Here is a 15209-nt window from a genome sequence, read left to right on the forward strand (position 1 = left end):
CAGAGTCCTTTCGTCACAGGAGTGCCGGCGCCGGGCGTCACCATCGCGCGCCCCCGTCCACCAGCAGCGTCTGCCCGGTGATGTAGCCGGAGCGCGGCCCGGCCAGGAAGGCCACCGCGTCGGCGACCTCCTCCGGCGTGGCGAGGCGGCGCAGTGCGATGCGCTCGGTGACGGCCCGGTTCTCCTCCTCCGTGTAGAGCGAGGAGCCGGGGCGGGGCCGGACGGCGCCGGGCGCCACGACGTTGACGGTGACGCCGAAGCGGCCGAAGTCCCAGGCGGCCGACGCCGCCCACGCCGACAGCGCGGCCTTGGTGGCCGCGTACTCGGCCTGGCCGGGCATCCCGACGCTTCCGGCGCGGGATCCGACCAGTACGATCCGGCCGCCCCGCTGGCGCAGCATCCCCTTGCCGAGGAGCCCGGCCAGCCGGGTGACCGAGTGGACGTTGAGGTCCCACAGGCCGTCGTCGTCGCCGGGGGTCAGGACACTGCGGCGCAGTGTCCTGCCGTGGGCGCACACCAGGACGCCGGGCGCGACGCCGCGCTCCCTGATCCGGTCCATCGCGGCGGCCGGGTCGGTCAGGTCGGCCCGGACGGGTTCGAGCGCGCCGATCTTCGCGGCGAGTTCGGCCGCCCGTTCCAGGCCCTGGTGGCACACGGGCAGGACGGTCATGCCCGCGTCGGCCAGGGTGTGGCAGATCGCGGCACCGAGCAGGCCGCTCGCGCCGGTCACCAGCGCCACGCGCGGACCGCTCACGGCCGCTCCCGGGCGGCGAGCAGCAGCGTGCAGGCGGGGCGGCCCAGGTGCAGGGTCCGGCGGACGGTCAGCCCGGCGGCGGCCAGCCCCGCGGTCGCCGCCGCCTCGGTGGGCCAGGCGGTACCGCCGTGGGTGAGCCAGTCCAGCCGGGTCTCCGGCGGAACGCCCTCGGGCGCGTCCAGGAACACGTCGTCCACCAGCAGCCGCCCGCCGGGGGCCAGCCGCTCGGCGACGGCGCGCAGGTCGGCCGCCGGGCCGTGGATCGCGTTGGCGAGCACCACCAGGTCGAAGACGCCGTCGGGGAGCGGCCCGCGCCCGGCGTAGGTGCCCTCGCCGGCGACCCGGTGGTAGACACCGGGCCCGGCGGATACCTCCAGGAGGCGGTGACCGGCGGTGAAGCGGGCCAGCGCCAGGCCGCTGCGGGCGCGGCGGTGGGCCGCCTCCCCGTGCAGGGCCGTCTCGTAGACCTCGCGCAGCCGCTCGGAGGGCCCCTCGCGGTCGAACGGGCGCCGCGCGGCCCCGGACCGGACGACCTCCGCCAGGGCCTCGCGGGTCACCCACGACCGCGACAGCTCCGCCTCCAGCGCGACCAGCGCCGTATCCACGCCGCCGGTCCCCTCGCCGGTGGTGGGGACGGGGTCCTCGGGGCGCAGCAGCCCGGCGTCCTCGGCGGCGCGCAGCAACTCGGCGCAGGCGGCCTCGTCCAGGCCCAGCCGCACCGCCAGTTCCGGCACGGTCCTCGCTCCTTCGCCGAGCGCCTCGACGATGCCGAGGTCCACCAGCGTGAAGAGCAGTTCACTGCGCTTGTAGGCGGTGGCGGCGGCGACCAGGGCGTCCCGGCCCGCCAGGGCGAGCGCACGCGGCGGAAGGGGTTTGCCGACCCGGCCGCGCGGCACCTCGCCGACGCACCGGACGCGGTCGGGGACCTTCTGCGGGCCGAGCAGCGCCTTCGCGTGCTCGCCGAGTCCGGAGACGTCCGCGCCCGGTCCGCGCACATGCACCACCTCGGCCTGGAGCGCGACCGAGGTGCCGTGCCGCACGGGGTAGACGCGGGCGTCGGCGATGTCGGGGTGGCGGCACAGCGCGGCCTCGATCTCCTCCGGCGCGATCCACCGGTCCCCGCGCCGGATGGCACGTGTGCGGCGCCCCAGCAGCCGCAGCCCCGCGGCGGGGTCGTAGGCGGCCAGGTCGCCCATGGGGTGCCACGCCTCGCCGTCCACCCGCACCAGCAACTCGCCCTGGGCGCCGGGCCGCATATCGGCGCCGTCCGGGCCGGCCACGCGGAACTCCACGCCGTCCAGCGGGAATCCGACGCAGCCGGGCGGGCTGCCGGGCGCGCCACTGAACAGCGCCCCGGTCTCGGTGGAGCCGTAGTTGCGCGCCAGGCCGATGCCGAACGCTGCGGTGAACCGCTCCTCCAGCGCCGCGTCGACCGGCCCCGCGCCGACCATGGCCATGCGCAGCGCGTTGTCCGGCACCGCTTTGCCGGTGCGCTGCGCGAGCAGCCGCGCGACGGTCGGGACGAGCGCGAGCACGGTGGCCCCGGCGGCGATGTGCTCCGCGCAGCGGCCGAGCGCATGGGGCGGGACCGCGGCGATCGCGCACTCGGCCTCGAACGCGGCGTGCGCCCAGCCGAGCGCGTAGGCGTGCCACAGATGCAGCGGTATCAGCAACGTGTCATCGGCGCCCAGGCGCGCGTACCGCGCATGCCGGCGCCCCTCGGCGCGCAGGGAGTCCGTCGACCGCGCGACGAGCTTGGGCGCGCCGGTGGTTCCCGAGCTGGGCAGCAGTACGGTGCCCGGCGGATGGCCCGAGGACGCGGGGTCGCCGGTGACCGTGACGCGGTCGCCGTCCACGACGACGAGGCGTCCGCCCCCGGCCGCGTCCAGGAGTCTGCGGTGCTCGGCGGGCGGCGCGTCACGGTCGAGCAGCAGCACCACGGCCCCGGCGTCGATCAGCGTCCGGTAGGCCGCGAGCCAGGGGCCGCCGTTGGCCCCGGCGAGCGCGACGGTCGTCGCGGGCTCAACACCGTCGAGCCCGTCGAGACCGTCGAGGCCGCCCGCGCTGATCGCCAGGTCAGCCACCGCAGCTCACCCCGTCGCGCCCCTCCTTGTAGAGGCGCTTGCGCTCGGCGATCAACTCCCGGATCACCGGCGGGGCGTAGGTGGGGGCCTGGCACAGCTCATCGAGGGTGATCTCGTCCTCGAAGTACATCGACAGGGTGTCCCAGGGCGTGAAGCAGCCCTTGCACGCGTTGAGCCGGGGCCGCTCGGCCAGCAGCGCGGTGTACAGGCCGGTCTCGCCGACCCGCCGCAACGACTCGGCGTGGTCGTCCTCCAGCAGATTGCCCATATTGGAGAACCAGATGTTCGGGCACGGGGTCACCATGCCGTCGCTGAAGGTCGAGATGACCAGGCGCGGCAGATGGCAGCGGAAGGTCCGCTCGCCCTCCCGCAGGAACGACAGGAGCCGGTCGAAATAGGGGCGGGGCGGCAGCACCGCGGCCAACTCGTCGTAGCGGTCGACCAGTTCCTCGATGTGGACGATCTGGTCGGGCCGCATCGCGAACCGCTCGGAGTCGGGGCCCCGCACCGGGAACGGGAAGAAGGTCGGCGGGCGCTCCCGGTCCGCGAGCCAGCGGGCGAACGCCGGCACCTCGGGGGCGCTGCGGTCGTTCAGCACGCCGTAGATCTCCACCGGCAGGCCGCTGTCGAGGATCGTCTCGATCCGGCGCAGCACCTTGCCGTGCAGGGATTCGGTCTGCACCCGGTGCGAGTTGCCGGCGAACAGGTGGCTGTCCAGGGATACCTGGAGCACGACGTTCTTCCAGCCGCGCAGTTCCTCGAGGTGCTCCCCGCGGACCAGCACCCCATTGGTCTGGACGATCAGCACCTCGTGCTGGGCGGCCTGCTCGCGCAGATAGTCCATGATCCCGGCGACCAGGAAGATCTCCCCGCCGGTGACCTTGAGCATCGGCGCGCGGAACGTGTCGTCGATGCGCCCGGCGATGAGCGGGAGGCGGCGCCCGAGGAGGCTGCCCTCGGCGTAGCGGTCCCGGGTCGGCGGCCCGAATATCAGCTGTGCGTGGTGCGACTGCTTGAGGTTGCTCTGGCCGGTGAGGCAGTACGTGCAGCTGAGATTGCACGAGTCCTCATTGATGACCAGGTCGTTTCCGAGGAGTGTGTCGATCACGGCGCGTCCTTCCGGCAGCGGACGCTCAAACGCTAACTTTAGTTGGTGACTATCGTCAATACGCCGAACTGCCTCCATCACTTGCAGGTCACAGGATGGTCAGGAGGGGAGTTCCCGGCTACAATAGTCACAGCCATGAGAGCCGAACACAGTCAGCAGCCAGAGTTCGGTCAGCGTGTCCGGCGGCGACGCGAGGAGTTGGGCTTCTCCCAACGCCGACTCGCTGGCGACATCGTGACCGCCAGCTATATCTCCCTCCTGGAGTCCGGTCAGCGCTCCCCCACACTCGACCTCGTGCTCCACCTCTCCGAGGTGCTCCAGATGCCGCTGGAGGAGCTGACCGGCCGTGACAGGTCTTCCGCCGCCGCCACCGAGCCCGGCGGCCTCGACCTGGTCATCGCGCGCTCCGCCGCACGCGGCGCCGCCGAGCTGGGCGACCACGCCCGCGCGGCCGAGCTGCTCGCGGCCGCCTACACCACCGCGGTCGAGCGCGGCGCGGCCGCCCTCCAGCTCGACCTCGGCCTGGCGCTGCAGGAGGAGTTGCGGGCGGCCGGGCGGCAGCCCGACCGGCTGGCGCTGCTGGAGCGGCTCGCCGATCAGGAGTGGGCCACGACCGATCCGCGTCTGCGCGTCGTCCTGTTCACCGAGCTGGCCACCGCGCAGCGCGACACCGGACGGCTGACGGACGCGCGCAAGTCGGCTTATACGGCGCTGGGCGAGATCGGCCCGGCCGAGCTCACCGGCGCGTTCGAGCATGTCCGGCTGCTCGGCATCCTGATCTCGGTGCTCTGTGAGCTCAATGACCTCGGCCAAGTCGAGCTGCTGCTCAAGGAGATGCTCTCGCACGCCGAGGGCCACCGGCCGCCCGTGCGCGGCCGGGCCCACTGGGTCTCCAGCATCGCCTACTCCCAGCTCGGCATGGGCACCGCCGCCCGCCACCATCTGGACCTGGCCCGCGCCCAGCTCACCACGCCCGACACTCCGGTGCGCGACTGGCTGCGCTTTATGCGGTCGGCCGGCAATGTCCTGCTGGACGACGGCGACCCCGGCGCGGCGCTGCCCTGGCTGCAGGCCGCCGAGCAGGTCGGCCCCATGGTCGACGCCCCCGACGAGACCACCCGGATCCTCGCGCTGCGCGCCCGCTACGAACTGGCCGTGGGCGCCGCCGCCCAGGTCGTCGAGGTCTACCCCCGGCTCAGCGCGGGCTCCGCGCCGCTGACCGGCCCCGACCTGGTCCGCGCCAACCTCGTCCAGGCCGAGGCGCTGGCCGAGCTGGGCCGTACCGAGGAGGCCCAGGCGCTGCTGCGCCGCACCGCGGCCCTCTGCGACGAACTGACCGCCTATGAACTGGCCGTCCGCGTCTGGAAGCGCATCGACACGCTTCGCTCATGAGGATATTCGTCACCGGGGGCGCCGGCTTCATCGGCTCCCAGTTCGTACGGGCCCTGCTCGCGGGAGAGCTGGCCGTCTCCGGCGGCGCCTCGGTGACCGTGTTCGACAAGCTCACCTACGCGGGCAATCTCGCCAATCTCGCCCCCGTGACCGGCCACCCCGGCTACCGCTTCGTCCAGGGCGACATCTGCGACGCCGAGGCCGTCGACCGGGCCATGGCCGGTCATGACGCGGTGGTGCACTTCGCCGCCGAGACCCATGTGGACCGTTCCATCCTGCGCTCGGCTCCGTTCGTCACCACCAATGTGCTGGGCACCCACGTCCTCCTGGACGCGGCGCGCGACCACCGGGTGAGCCGGTTCCTGCACGTGTCCACGGACGAGGTGTACGGCTCCATCGCCGATGGATCATGGACCGAGGACAGCCCGCCGGCCCCCAACTCGCCCTACGCCGCGTCCAAGGCCGGTTCGGATCTGCTGGCCCTGTCCTACCACCGCACCCACGGCCTGGATGTGGTGGTCACCCGCTGCTCCAACAACTACGGCTGGTACCACTTCCCGGAGAAGATGATCCCGCTGTTCATCACCCACTTGATGGACGGCAGGAAGGTCCCGCTCTACGGGGACGGCTCCCATGTCCGCGACTGGTTGCACGTATCCGACCACTGCCGCGGCATCGCCCTGGCGCTGGACCGGGGCCGGGCCGGCGAGATCTATCACATAGGCGGCGGCGCCGAGGTGTCCAACAAGGAGCTCACCAGCATGCTCCTCGAGGCCACCGGGCAGGGCTGGGACCTGGTCGAGCACGTCGAGGACCGCAAGGGCCACGACCCGCGCTACTCCCTGGACATCGGCAAGATCCGCGAGGAGCTGGGGTACGAGCCGCGGATCTCCTTCGCGGACGGTCTGGCCGCGACGGTGCGGTGGTACGGGGACCACCGCGCCTGGTGGGAACCGCTGAAGAAGAGGGCCGCCCTGACGCGGTGAGCGGATCACGCGCCGCCCGGCAGCGGGCGGCACGCGTCCCCTACGGCGAGCACCCGCTCAGCGGATGCCGAGTTCGTCCAGCACCCGGCGCTGGGCGGAGGTGGGCTTGGCCGGGAAGTAGAGGTAGCAGACGCCTCCGGTGCCCGAGACCACCTTGCCGTTCGCGTCGTACCGCTTGGTCCGCAGCCAGATGTTCTCCCACTGGCGCCGCTTGTAGATGTGGCGGACCGCGTCGTTGCTGGGCGAGGCCGGGTCGTTGGCGATGACGTCGCCGTCCGCCGTGAAGCCGATGACGGTCATCAGATGGCCCGAGGTGCCGTATCCCGCGCCGTCCAGCTCGGTCTTGAGGAAGGACTGCGAGGTGATCACCGGAATGCCGGCCCCGATCAGCTTCTCGGCGTCGGTGAGCGAGCCGAGCCGGGTGACCACGCCCTGCAGATCGCGGTAGGTGGCGGCATAGGCGGCGTTGAACGGCCAGTTGCCGCAGCCGTTGTACTGGTAGTCGAAGGTGCTCCGGGCGGCGTGGCAGACCTGCGGATCGGCGTAGTCCGGGTTGACCCAGGACAGGTCCGCGGCGGAGGGCTTACGGCCCCAGTACTCGATGATCATCTGCGAGGAGGTGGGGCTGCACCATGCCTCGCCGCCGTTGTCGTACTCCGGGTACTGGCCCTTGTGGATCTCCTGCGAGTAGCGCGGTACCGGCAGTTCGCGCCCCTTGGGCAGACTCGGCGTGGAGGCGGGCACCTCGAACCGGTCGGGGACGTCCGAGCCCATCGCGCCGACCCGCCACACCGTGGGGGTGAGCTTGGAGCCGGGCTTGCGGTAGAGGGTGAGCCGCACCTGGTACTTCGCCAGCCGCAGCCCGCTCGCCGGGTCGTCGATGGAGAAGGTGTCGGTCCACACCGAGCTCTTGTCGTCGCTCTGGTCGTCCACCGAGGTGCGCCGGATGGAGGAGGCGCCGTCGTCGGAGGCCCAGCGGCCCATGACGTACCAGGGGGTCGCGGAGCCGTCGGTATACGTGCCCTTGAGTTCGATCTGGATCCAGGTGCCGGCGGGGGTGCGGGCGTTCCAGGAGACGATGGCCTCGGTCGCGGGCACGGAGAGCGTGCGCACCGGGGAGGTCCAGGTGGCGTACTCCCAGGCGGCCTTGGTGCCGGTGTGCGGATCGGTGTAGTCCACGCTGCCGAGCGGGCGGGAGATCGCGATGCCCGGGCGGGCGCCGGCCTCGGCGCGGACGCCCTTGGCGGCACCGGCCAGCCAGTCGGCGTGGCCGCTCCAGCCGTGGTACTCCGCCACCCGGGCGGCCTTCGAACCCGCCGGGGCCGCGGCGGCCTCGGGGGTCCCCGAGGCCGGTGTCGCGGCGGCGGCCGGGCGGGCCGTCCCGGCGGTCGCGGCTGTCGTGGTGACGGCGGCGGCGCCCGCGACGCCGAGGGCGGCGGCGAGCACGGAGCGGCGAGGCGTGGATCCAGATCTGGTCATGCGGGGTTCCCCCAGTCGTCGTCCAGTCCAGTGGGCGGCGCGTGCGCGACAGTCGCACAACTATGGCCGCTGCGAGTGGTCTCAGGCCAGTGATTCCCCCGGTACCCGCTCCATCAATATTGGTGTGAACCAATGGAGTGAACGAGCCGGAAGGGCCGTATGGTGGTCCCCGATGCGAACATACCCACCGGTTGGCAGCCTGGACGCGCTGGCGCGGCGCCTGCGTGCGCTGCCGCCGTCCTGCGGTCCGGTCCGGCTGGTCGCGGTCGACGGTCACGCGGGCTCGGGGAAGACCACCTTCGCCGGGCGGCTCGCCGAGGCGCTCGGCGGTGCCCCCGTCCTGCACACGGACGACTTCGCCACCCATGAGGAGCTCTTCGGCTGGGCCGGGCGGCTGCGGAGCGAGGTCCTCGCCCCGCTGGCCCGGGGCACGGCCGCGCGCTACACCCCGTACGACTGGGTGGAGCGCCGCTTCGCCACCACCCGGCGGCGGCTCGATCCCGCGCCGGTGGTGCTGCTGGAGGGCGTGGGCAGCGGCCGCCGGGCGATGCGCCCGCAGCTGGCGCGGCTGTTGTGGATGGATCTGCCGGAGCGGGACTCCTGGCGGCGCGGGCAGCTGCGGGACGGCCCGGAGCTGTCCGCATTCTGGGACGGTTGGCTGCCCGCCGAGCGTGCGCATTTCGCCGCCGACCCCTCCCGCCCGTACGCCGGAACGTTGGTTCTGCAGCGAAAGGAGGGGTATGAGGTGCTACCGGGACCTGCGGCGAACGACGGAAACGCCCCGTGGCCTCACACAGCGTGAACCGGTGCTTCCGACCGCGTCCGACGCCCGCACCCGAGGCATGACGCGTACCCCAACTCGGCTTGACCTGGGGCCCATACAGGTCTTACGTTCTCAATGTGCGACTCGTACGAGTCGTCCCACAACGCGAAGCCCCCGGTTGTTCCCCCGTGATCGGGGGCTTCGTCCTGTCTGGGGCCGGTTTTCCGCTGCTTTGCGCCGCCACCCCCTCACCCTGGGTGACGATCCTCCCCAGGTCATGTGCGCCCCTTACACGCCCCCGCGCACACCTACCCGACCTTGTGTGATTGCGACGAACAACAGTGCGGCACCCTCGGCCCATGCGGGCTGCGCAGGTACGATGCGAAAGGGGCATTCGCCCCTGCGGCATCCACGGGGGCTGGGGTTGTGGGGGACGTGATGGATTTCGGCACGCAAGGTTCGCACGCCCCGGCCGACCTCGCCTGGCTGCGGGCCGTCGACGCCTACACGATGGGCGCGTACGCACAGGCCGAGGAGGAGTTCCGGGCCGCCACCCGGCTCGACCCCGGAATGGCCGACGCCTGGCTCGGACTGCACGCGCTGCGGGCCGACACCGCGGCCGCGCTGCTGCGGATGTACCGGCACCGCGACCGCTTCGGCGAGCAGCGCGCCCGCCACCGCCGCACCCTCAACTCCTGGTACTGGCTGGGCTGGTGGGTCCAGCCGGTGCTGGAGACCAGCCGGGACCTGCTGCTGGCCCACGCCTCGCACTGGCTCGACGGCCGCCATGTGCCCGAGCTGGACCGGGCGCTGGCCGGCTGCCCGCCGGTGGAGGCCGATCCGCAGGCCCGCTTTCTGCACGCCTGCCGCGCCTATCTGGTCAAGGACTGGGAGCAGCTGGTGCGCCACACCGAGCCGCTGCTCGACGATCCGTTCCTCGGTATCGAGGCCGGTCTGTTCGCCGGGATGGCGCGGGTCCGGCTGGAGATGTACAGCCAGGCCGAGCCGCTGCTCGCCGCCGCCTTAATGCGCTGTCGCAGCGAACAGCCCCAGCGCAAGGAGCTGCGCTACTGGCTCGCCCGCGCACATGAGGGCACCGGGCGCAGCGCCGCCGCGCTCCCCCTCTACCGCGCGGTGCACCGCATCGACTCCACCTTCATGGACACCTCCGCGCGGCTCGCGGCGATAGCCGAGTCCGACGGGCTGGACGAGCCCGCGGATCTGGCCGCCGTCTCGCTGGCCGGCGCCGGTGGCCAGGACGCCACGGACGGCCGGGACACCACCACCGACCCCGCCGATACGCTGCCCGCCGACGGCCGCGATCCGCGGGCCGCGGCCGAGGGGCCCGAGGGCCCGCCGCTGATGGGCCCCGCCGTGGTGGGCGCGGGCGGCACCCGCGCGCGGGGTGGTCTGCCCTCCCAGCCCGGCCCCTCGGATCCGGTGCTGCTGGAGAGCGCGCTGCAGGAGCTGGAGCGCATGGTCGGCCTGGAGCCGGTCAAGCGGCAGGTGCGGGCGCTGTCGGCGCAGCTCCACATGGCGCGGCTGCGCGCCGGGCAGGGCCTGCCGGTCCAGCCGCCCAAGCGGCACTTCGTCTTCTCCGGCCCCTCCGGCACCGGCAAGACCACCGTGGCCCGCATCCTCGGCCGGGTCTTCTACGCCCTCGGGCTGCTCGGCGGCGACCATCTGGTGGAGGCCGGGCGCGCCGATCTGGTCGGCGAGTACCTGGGCCAGACGGCGGTGAAGGCCAATGAGCTGATCGACTCGGCGCTCGGCGGAGTGCTCTTCGTCGACGAGGCGTACTCCCTGTCCAACTCGGGCTACAGCAAGGGCGACGCGTACGGCGACGAGGCGCTTCAGGTGCTGCTCAAGCGCGCCGAGGACAACCGCGACCGGCTCGTGGTGATCCTCGCGGGCTACCCCGAGGGCATGGACCGGCTGCTGGCCGCCAACCCCGGCCTGGGCTCCCGCTTCACCACCCGCGTCGACTTCCCCAGCTACCGCCCGCTGGAGCTCACCCGCATCGGTGAGGTGCTGGCGGCGGAGAACGGGGATGTGTGGGACGAGGAGGCCGTGGAGGAGCTGCGGAGCATCAGCGGCCATGTGGTGGACCAGAGCTGGATCGACGAGTTGGGGAACGGGCGGTTTCTTCGCACGCTGTACGAGAAGAGCTGTGCCTATCGGGATTTGCGGCTCTCCGGGTGGAGTGGGACTCCGACGCGGGATGACCTCGCGACGTTGCGGCTGCCGGATCTGATGCAGGCGTACGGGGAGGTCCTGTCCGGTCGCGGCCCCATGTACCGCGACCCCCAGGACCCGCCCCTGGGGTAGCGCGCGCCTGCGGCGGGCTTTTCCCCTGCCCGCCCCTTCCCACAACCGGGGCTCCGCCCCGGACCCCGCTCCTCAAGCGCCGGAGGGGCTGATTTGATGCGGGTCGGGGAAGGCCCACCGCGGGCGCTACCGCGCGGTCAGCCGACCATCGCTCGCTCCTCCTTGGAGAGGGAGGCCGCCGCCTCGCCCCTGGGCTCGGCCACCCGCTCCCGGGCCCCTCCCCCACCACGACGGTGCGCAGGGTCATGCACCTCGCCCACCAGCTTCTCCAGGACGTCCTCCAGGGCCACCAGCCCCAGCACCGTGCCGGACCCGTCGGCGACCGCCGCCAGATGGGAGGCGGCCCGCCGCATCGCGGTCAGCGCGTCGTCCAGCGGCAGCTCCGCCCGGAGCGTCTCGATCGGATGCCAGACCCGCTGCGGCACGGCCCGCTCCGGGAACTCCAGCTCCAGGACGTCCTTCACATGCAGATAGCCCATGAAGGCGCCGCCGGAGCCGCGCACCGGAAAGCGCGAGTAGCCGGTGCGCACGGTCAGTTCCTCGATCTCCCGGGGGGTGACCGAGGGGTCGACGGTGACCAGACCGGCCGGGTCCAGGAGGACATCGGTGATCGGGCGGCTGCCCAGCTCCAGGGCGTCCGCGAGCCGCTCGTGCTCACCGGGGTCGAGCAGCCCGGCCTGCCGGGAGTCCTCGACCAGATGGGTCAGCTGCTCGCTGGTGAAGACGGCCTCGACCTCGTCCTTGGGCTCCACCCGGAACAGCCGCAGCACCAGCCGGGCGCACGCCCCCAGCAGCGCGGTGACCGGCCGGCACAGCCGCGCGAAGCCGACCAGCCCGGGGCCGAGCCACAGCGCGGTCTTGGCCGGCGCCGCCATGGCCAGGTTCTTCGGCACCATCTCGCCGATGAGCAGATGGAGACAGACGACCACGGCGAGTGCGATGGCGTAGCCGAGGGGGTGCACCAGCTGTTCGGGCAGATGGACGGTGTGGAAGACCGGCTCCAGCAGCTGGGCGACGGTCGGCTCGGCGACCGCGCCGAGCGTCAGCGAGCAGACGGTGATGCCGAACTGCGCGGCCGCCATCATCTGCGGCAGGTTCTCCAGGCCGGTCAGGACCGTACGGGCGCGCCCGGAGCCCTCGGCCGCGCGCGGTTCGATCTGGCTGCGGCGCACCGAGACCAGGGCGAACTCGGCGCCCACGAAGAAGCCGTTGACCAGGACCAGCAGGGCGGCAAAGAGAAGCTGTACGACACTCATCGTCCGGTCCCCTCCCCGGCGGCGGCGCCGGCAGTCACCTTCAGCGGCGTACCCGGCTTCGTACGGACGATGCGCACCAGCTCCGCCCGGTGGTGGCCGACCTGGCGGACGGCCAGCTTCCAGCCGGGCAGCTCGGCGGTGTCGCCGGGGACGGGGATCCGCGCCAGCAGATCGGCCATCAGCCCGGCCACGGTCTCGTACGGCCCGTCGGGCGCGTCGAGGCCGATCCGGCGCAGGGTGTCGACGCGGCAGCCGCCGTCGGCGTCCCAGGCGGCGCGGCCGTCCTCGGTGACGGCCTGCACCAGGTCCGGGGTCTCCGACGCCTCGTCGTCGTGCTCGTCGCGCACCTCGCCGACCAGCTCCTCGACGATGTCCTCCAGGGTGACCACCCCGGCCGTGCCGCCGTACTCGTCGACGACCACGGCTATCGGCTGTTCGCTGCGCAGCCGCTCCAGCAGCGGCTGGACCGGCAGCGTCTCGGGGACCAGCAGCGGGGGCTGGGCGATCCGGCTGACGGAGGTGCGCAGCCGGTCTCCCGAGGGCACCGCGAGGGCGTCCTTGAGGTGCACCATCCCGATGACCTCGTCCAGCCGGTGGCGGTAGACGGGGAAGCGGGACAGCCCGGTGGCCCGGGTGAGGTTGAGCACATCCACGGCGGTCGCCGAGGAGTGCAGCGCGCTGACCCGCACCCGCGGGGTCATCACATGCTGGGTGGTCAGTTCGCCCAGGGACAGGGTGCGGACGAACAGATCCGCCGTGTCCTGCTCGATCGCGCCGGCCCGCGCCGAGTGGCGGGCCAGCGAGACCAGCTCACCGGGGGTGCGGGCGGAGGCCAGCTCCTCGGTGGGCTCGACGCCCAGCGCCCGCACCAGCCGGTTGGCCACGGTGTTGAGCAGGGCGATCACGGGCCGGAAGAAGCGGGCGAAGGCGTACTGCGGGCCCGCGACGAAGCGGGCGACCTGCAGTGGCCGGGAGACCGCCCAGTTCTTGGGCACCAGCTCACCGATGACCATCTGGACCGCGGAGGCCAGCAGCATGCCGAGGACGACGGCGACACCGGAGACGGCGCCGTGCGGCAGTCCGACCGCCTCCAGCGGCGCGGTCAGCAGATGGCCGAGCGCGGGCTCGGCGAGCATGCCGACGATCAGCGAGGTGATGGTGATGCCGAGCTGGGTGCCGGAGAGCTGGAAGGACAGCTCGCGCAGCGCCTCGACGACGGTACGGGCGCGCTTGTCGCCCTCGTCGGCGGCTCGCTCGGCGTCCGGCCGCTCGACGGTGACCAGGCCGAACTCGGCGGCCACGAAGAAGCCGTTGGCGAGGATCAGGACAAGTGCCGCGGAGAGCAGCAGAAGGGACAGGGTGGTGCTCATGCCGCCGCCTTGTGGTCGGCGGCGGCGCAGGTACTACAGGACGATCCGTCCATCTGCGGAGGGAGTCACTCCTCGGGTCGCAGGGGAGCCCGCCGGGGCGCACGGGGTGCGTACGCACAGGGAGAGGCGGGGCGGGGCACCGTTCGGCCCCGGCAACAGGGTAATCAAGGATGGGGCGTGACGGGCAGGCCCCTCACGCCGTTGGAGTGCCGATCAAGGGGCCGACCGGTCCCGGGAGAACCACCCGGAAGGGGCGGAAACGGGCACAAAGGGGCAGCTCAGCACTGCTGGGGCCGGGCGGGCCGGCCGGGCGGCTCAGTCCACGGCACGTCCCGTGCCGTGTTGCTCGGCGAGGGCGCGCAGGGCCCGCGCGTCGCTGATGGCCCGCGCCTTGGCGATGCCCGGCTGGATGCCCATCGCGGGCAGGCTGGTGCCGTCCGCGAGGTCCAGATAGACCCATGGGTCGCCGGGGCGCAGATTGACCCGGACCACCTCCGCCCACTCCAGCCGCCGCTTGGTGGTGAGGTTGACGACGGTCACGCCGTCCTCCTCGGCCACCACCTTGGGGCGGCTGAGCAGCGTCAGCACCCCGAAGAACAGCAGTCCGGTGATGATGAAGCTGGCCTTCTCCCCCGGCCCCAGCCGCTCCAGCAGCAGGGCGACGACCGTGAGGACGACCAGGACGGCGATGCCCACGGTCATCAGGACGGCCCGGGTCCTGGTCGGCCGGAAGGTGACGGGCAGGGCGGGCGGGGGCGCGGCGGACACGTGGGTCGGCCTCTCGGATGAGGAGGGAACGGGAGGGAGGGCGGGGCGTGCCGTCAGAGGCGGCAGGCGTGGATGCCCGTGGTGAGGATGGCCCGGGCCCCCAGGTCGTAGAGCTCGTCCATGATCCGCTGGGCGTCCTTGGCGGGGACCATCGAGCGGACCGCGACCCAGCCCTCGTGGTGCAGCGGGGAGACGGTGGGCGACTCCAGGCCCGGGGTGAGCGCGACGGCGCGCTCCACCTGCTCCACCCGGATGTCGTAGTCCATCATCACGTACCGCCGGGCGACCAGGACGCCCTGCATCCGGCGGAGGAACTGCTGGACCTTGGGGTCGTCGCTGGGGTCGCCGGTGCGGCGGATGACGACCGCCTCGGACTCCAGGATGGGCTCGCCGATGATCTCCAGCCCGGCGTTGCGCAGGGTGGTGCCGGTCTCGACCACATCCGCGATGATCTCGGCGACACCGAGCTGGATGGCGGTCTCGACGGCGCCGTCGAGGTGGACCACGGCGGCGTCCACCCCGTTGTCGGCGAGGTGCTTGGTGACCAGTCCGGAGAAGGAGGTGGCCACGGTCATTCCGCCGAACTCGCTGACGTCCTTGGCCGTGCCGGGACGGGTGGCGTAGCGGAAGGTGGACCCGGCGAAGCCGAGCTGCATGATCTCCTCGGCCTGGGAGCCGGAGTCCAGCAGCAGATCGCGGCCGGTGATGCCGATGTCGAGCCGGCCGGAGCCCACGTACACGGCGATGTCGCGGGGGCGGAGGAAGAAGAACTCCACCTCGTTCTCCACGTCGACGAGGACCAGCTCCCGGCGGTCCTTGCGCTGCCGGTAGCCCGCCTCATGGAGCATCGCCGACGCAGGCTCGGACAGTGAACCCTTGTTGGGGACGGCGATGCGCAGCATGAGTGCTCTTTCCTTCGGT

Annotated in this window: 12 protein-coding genes; 4 read left to right on the forward strand and 8 right to left on the reverse strand. The window is 72.6% G+C overall.

All coding sequences use genetic code 11. The features are described from left to right. Window positions 1–37: 37 nt before the first annotated feature. The 3 genes from J8403_RS08735 to J8403_RS08745 are packed head-to-tail and all read right to left on the reverse strand — an operon-like array spanning window position 38 to window position 3946. Window positions 38–754 carry an SDR family NAD(P)-dependent oxidoreductase gene (locus J8403_RS08735; RefSeq protein WP_211122669.1) on the reverse strand — a complete coding sequence of 239 codons (717 nt, stop codon included), beginning with the start codon at window positions 752–754 and terminating at the stop codon, window positions 38–40. Beyond that, a complete protein-coding gene (locus J8403_RS08740; protein WP_211122670.1) occupies window positions 751–2838 on the reverse strand; it encodes an AMP-binding protein in 2088 nt (695 codons plus the stop codon). The genes J8403_RS08735 and J8403_RS08740 overlap by 4 nt, the downstream gene beginning before the upstream one ends. Beyond that, window positions 2831–3946, reverse strand: a complete 1116-nt coding sequence (locus J8403_RS08745) for a radical SAM protein (RefSeq protein WP_211122671.1) — start codon at window positions 3944–3946, stop codon at window positions 2831–2833. The genes J8403_RS08740 and J8403_RS08745 overlap by 8 nt, the downstream gene beginning before the upstream one ends. Before the next feature lie 135 nt (window positions 3947–4081). On the opposite strand from J8403_RS08745, the gene J8403_RS08750 reads away from it, so the two are divergent. Both J8403_RS08750 and rfbB read left to right on the forward strand, forming a co-directional pair. Then, entirely contained in the window at window positions 4082–5338 is a 1257-nt protein-coding gene (locus J8403_RS08750; RefSeq protein WP_211122672.1) for a helix-turn-helix domain-containing protein, read from the forward strand. Further along, a complete protein-coding gene (gene rfbB, locus J8403_RS08755) occupies window positions 5335–6324 on the forward strand; it encodes a dTDP-glucose 4,6-dehydratase (protein ID WP_211122673.1) in 990 nt (329 codons plus the stop codon). The genes J8403_RS08750 and rfbB overlap by 4 nt, the downstream gene beginning before the upstream one ends. Before the next feature lie 57 nt (window positions 6325–6381). Here rfbB and J8403_RS08760 read toward each other — a convergent pair whose 3' ends face one another. Continuing rightward, a complete protein-coding gene (locus tag J8403_RS08760; protein ID WP_211122674.1) occupies window positions 6382–7803 on the reverse strand; it encodes a peptidase C39 family protein in 1422 nt (473 codons plus the stop codon). A 172-nt stretch (window positions 7804–7975) separates the two neighbouring features. Here J8403_RS08760 and J8403_RS08765 point away from each other — a divergent pair, with 172 nt between their 5' ends. Both J8403_RS08765 and J8403_RS08770 read left to right on the forward strand, forming a co-directional pair. Further along, on the forward strand, window positions 7976–8605 hold the full coding sequence (locus J8403_RS08765) for a uridine kinase family protein (RefSeq protein ID WP_211122675.1): 630 nt from the start codon (window positions 7976–7978) through the stop codon (window positions 8603–8605). 399 nt (window positions 8606–9004) lie between these two features. Beyond that, window positions 9005–10894 (forward strand): AAA family ATPase, encoded by a 1890-nt coding sequence (locus J8403_RS08770; protein ID WP_211122676.1) that lies wholly within the window; start codon window positions 9005–9007, stop codon window positions 10892–10894. 137 nt (window positions 10895–11031) lie between these two features. On the opposite strand, the gene J8403_RS08775 is transcribed toward J8403_RS08770, so the two are convergent. From J8403_RS08775 to hisG, 4 genes are all read right to left on the reverse strand, one after another. Next, entirely contained in the window at window positions 11032–12150 is a 1119-nt protein-coding gene (locus J8403_RS08775; RefSeq protein WP_211122677.1) for a hemolysin family protein, read from the reverse strand. Continuing rightward, complete coding sequence (locus J8403_RS08780; protein ID WP_211122678.1) at window positions 12147–13520, reverse strand: hemolysin family protein; 1374 nt, start codon at window positions 13518–13520, stop codon at window positions 12147–12149. Before J8403_RS08780 ends, J8403_RS08775 begins: the two co-directional genes overlap by 4 nt. A gap of 315 nt (window positions 13521–13835) precedes the next feature. Further along, on the reverse strand, window positions 13836–14288 hold the full coding sequence (locus tag J8403_RS08785; RefSeq protein WP_211122679.1) for a PH domain-containing protein: 453 nt from the start codon (window positions 14286–14288) through the stop codon (window positions 13836–13838). A gap of 53 nt (window positions 14289–14341) precedes the next feature. Continuing rightward, entirely contained in the window at window positions 14342–15190 is an 849-nt protein-coding gene (gene hisG, locus J8403_RS08790) for an ATP phosphoribosyltransferase (protein ID WP_211122680.1), read from the reverse strand. Between the last annotated feature and the right edge of the window lie 19 nt (window positions 15191–15209).

The sequence above is a fragment of the Streptomyces yatensis genome (assembly GCF_018069625.1).
Classification (GTDB): domain Bacteria; phylum Actinomycetota; class Actinomycetes; order Streptomycetales; family Streptomycetaceae; genus Streptomyces; species Streptomyces yatensis.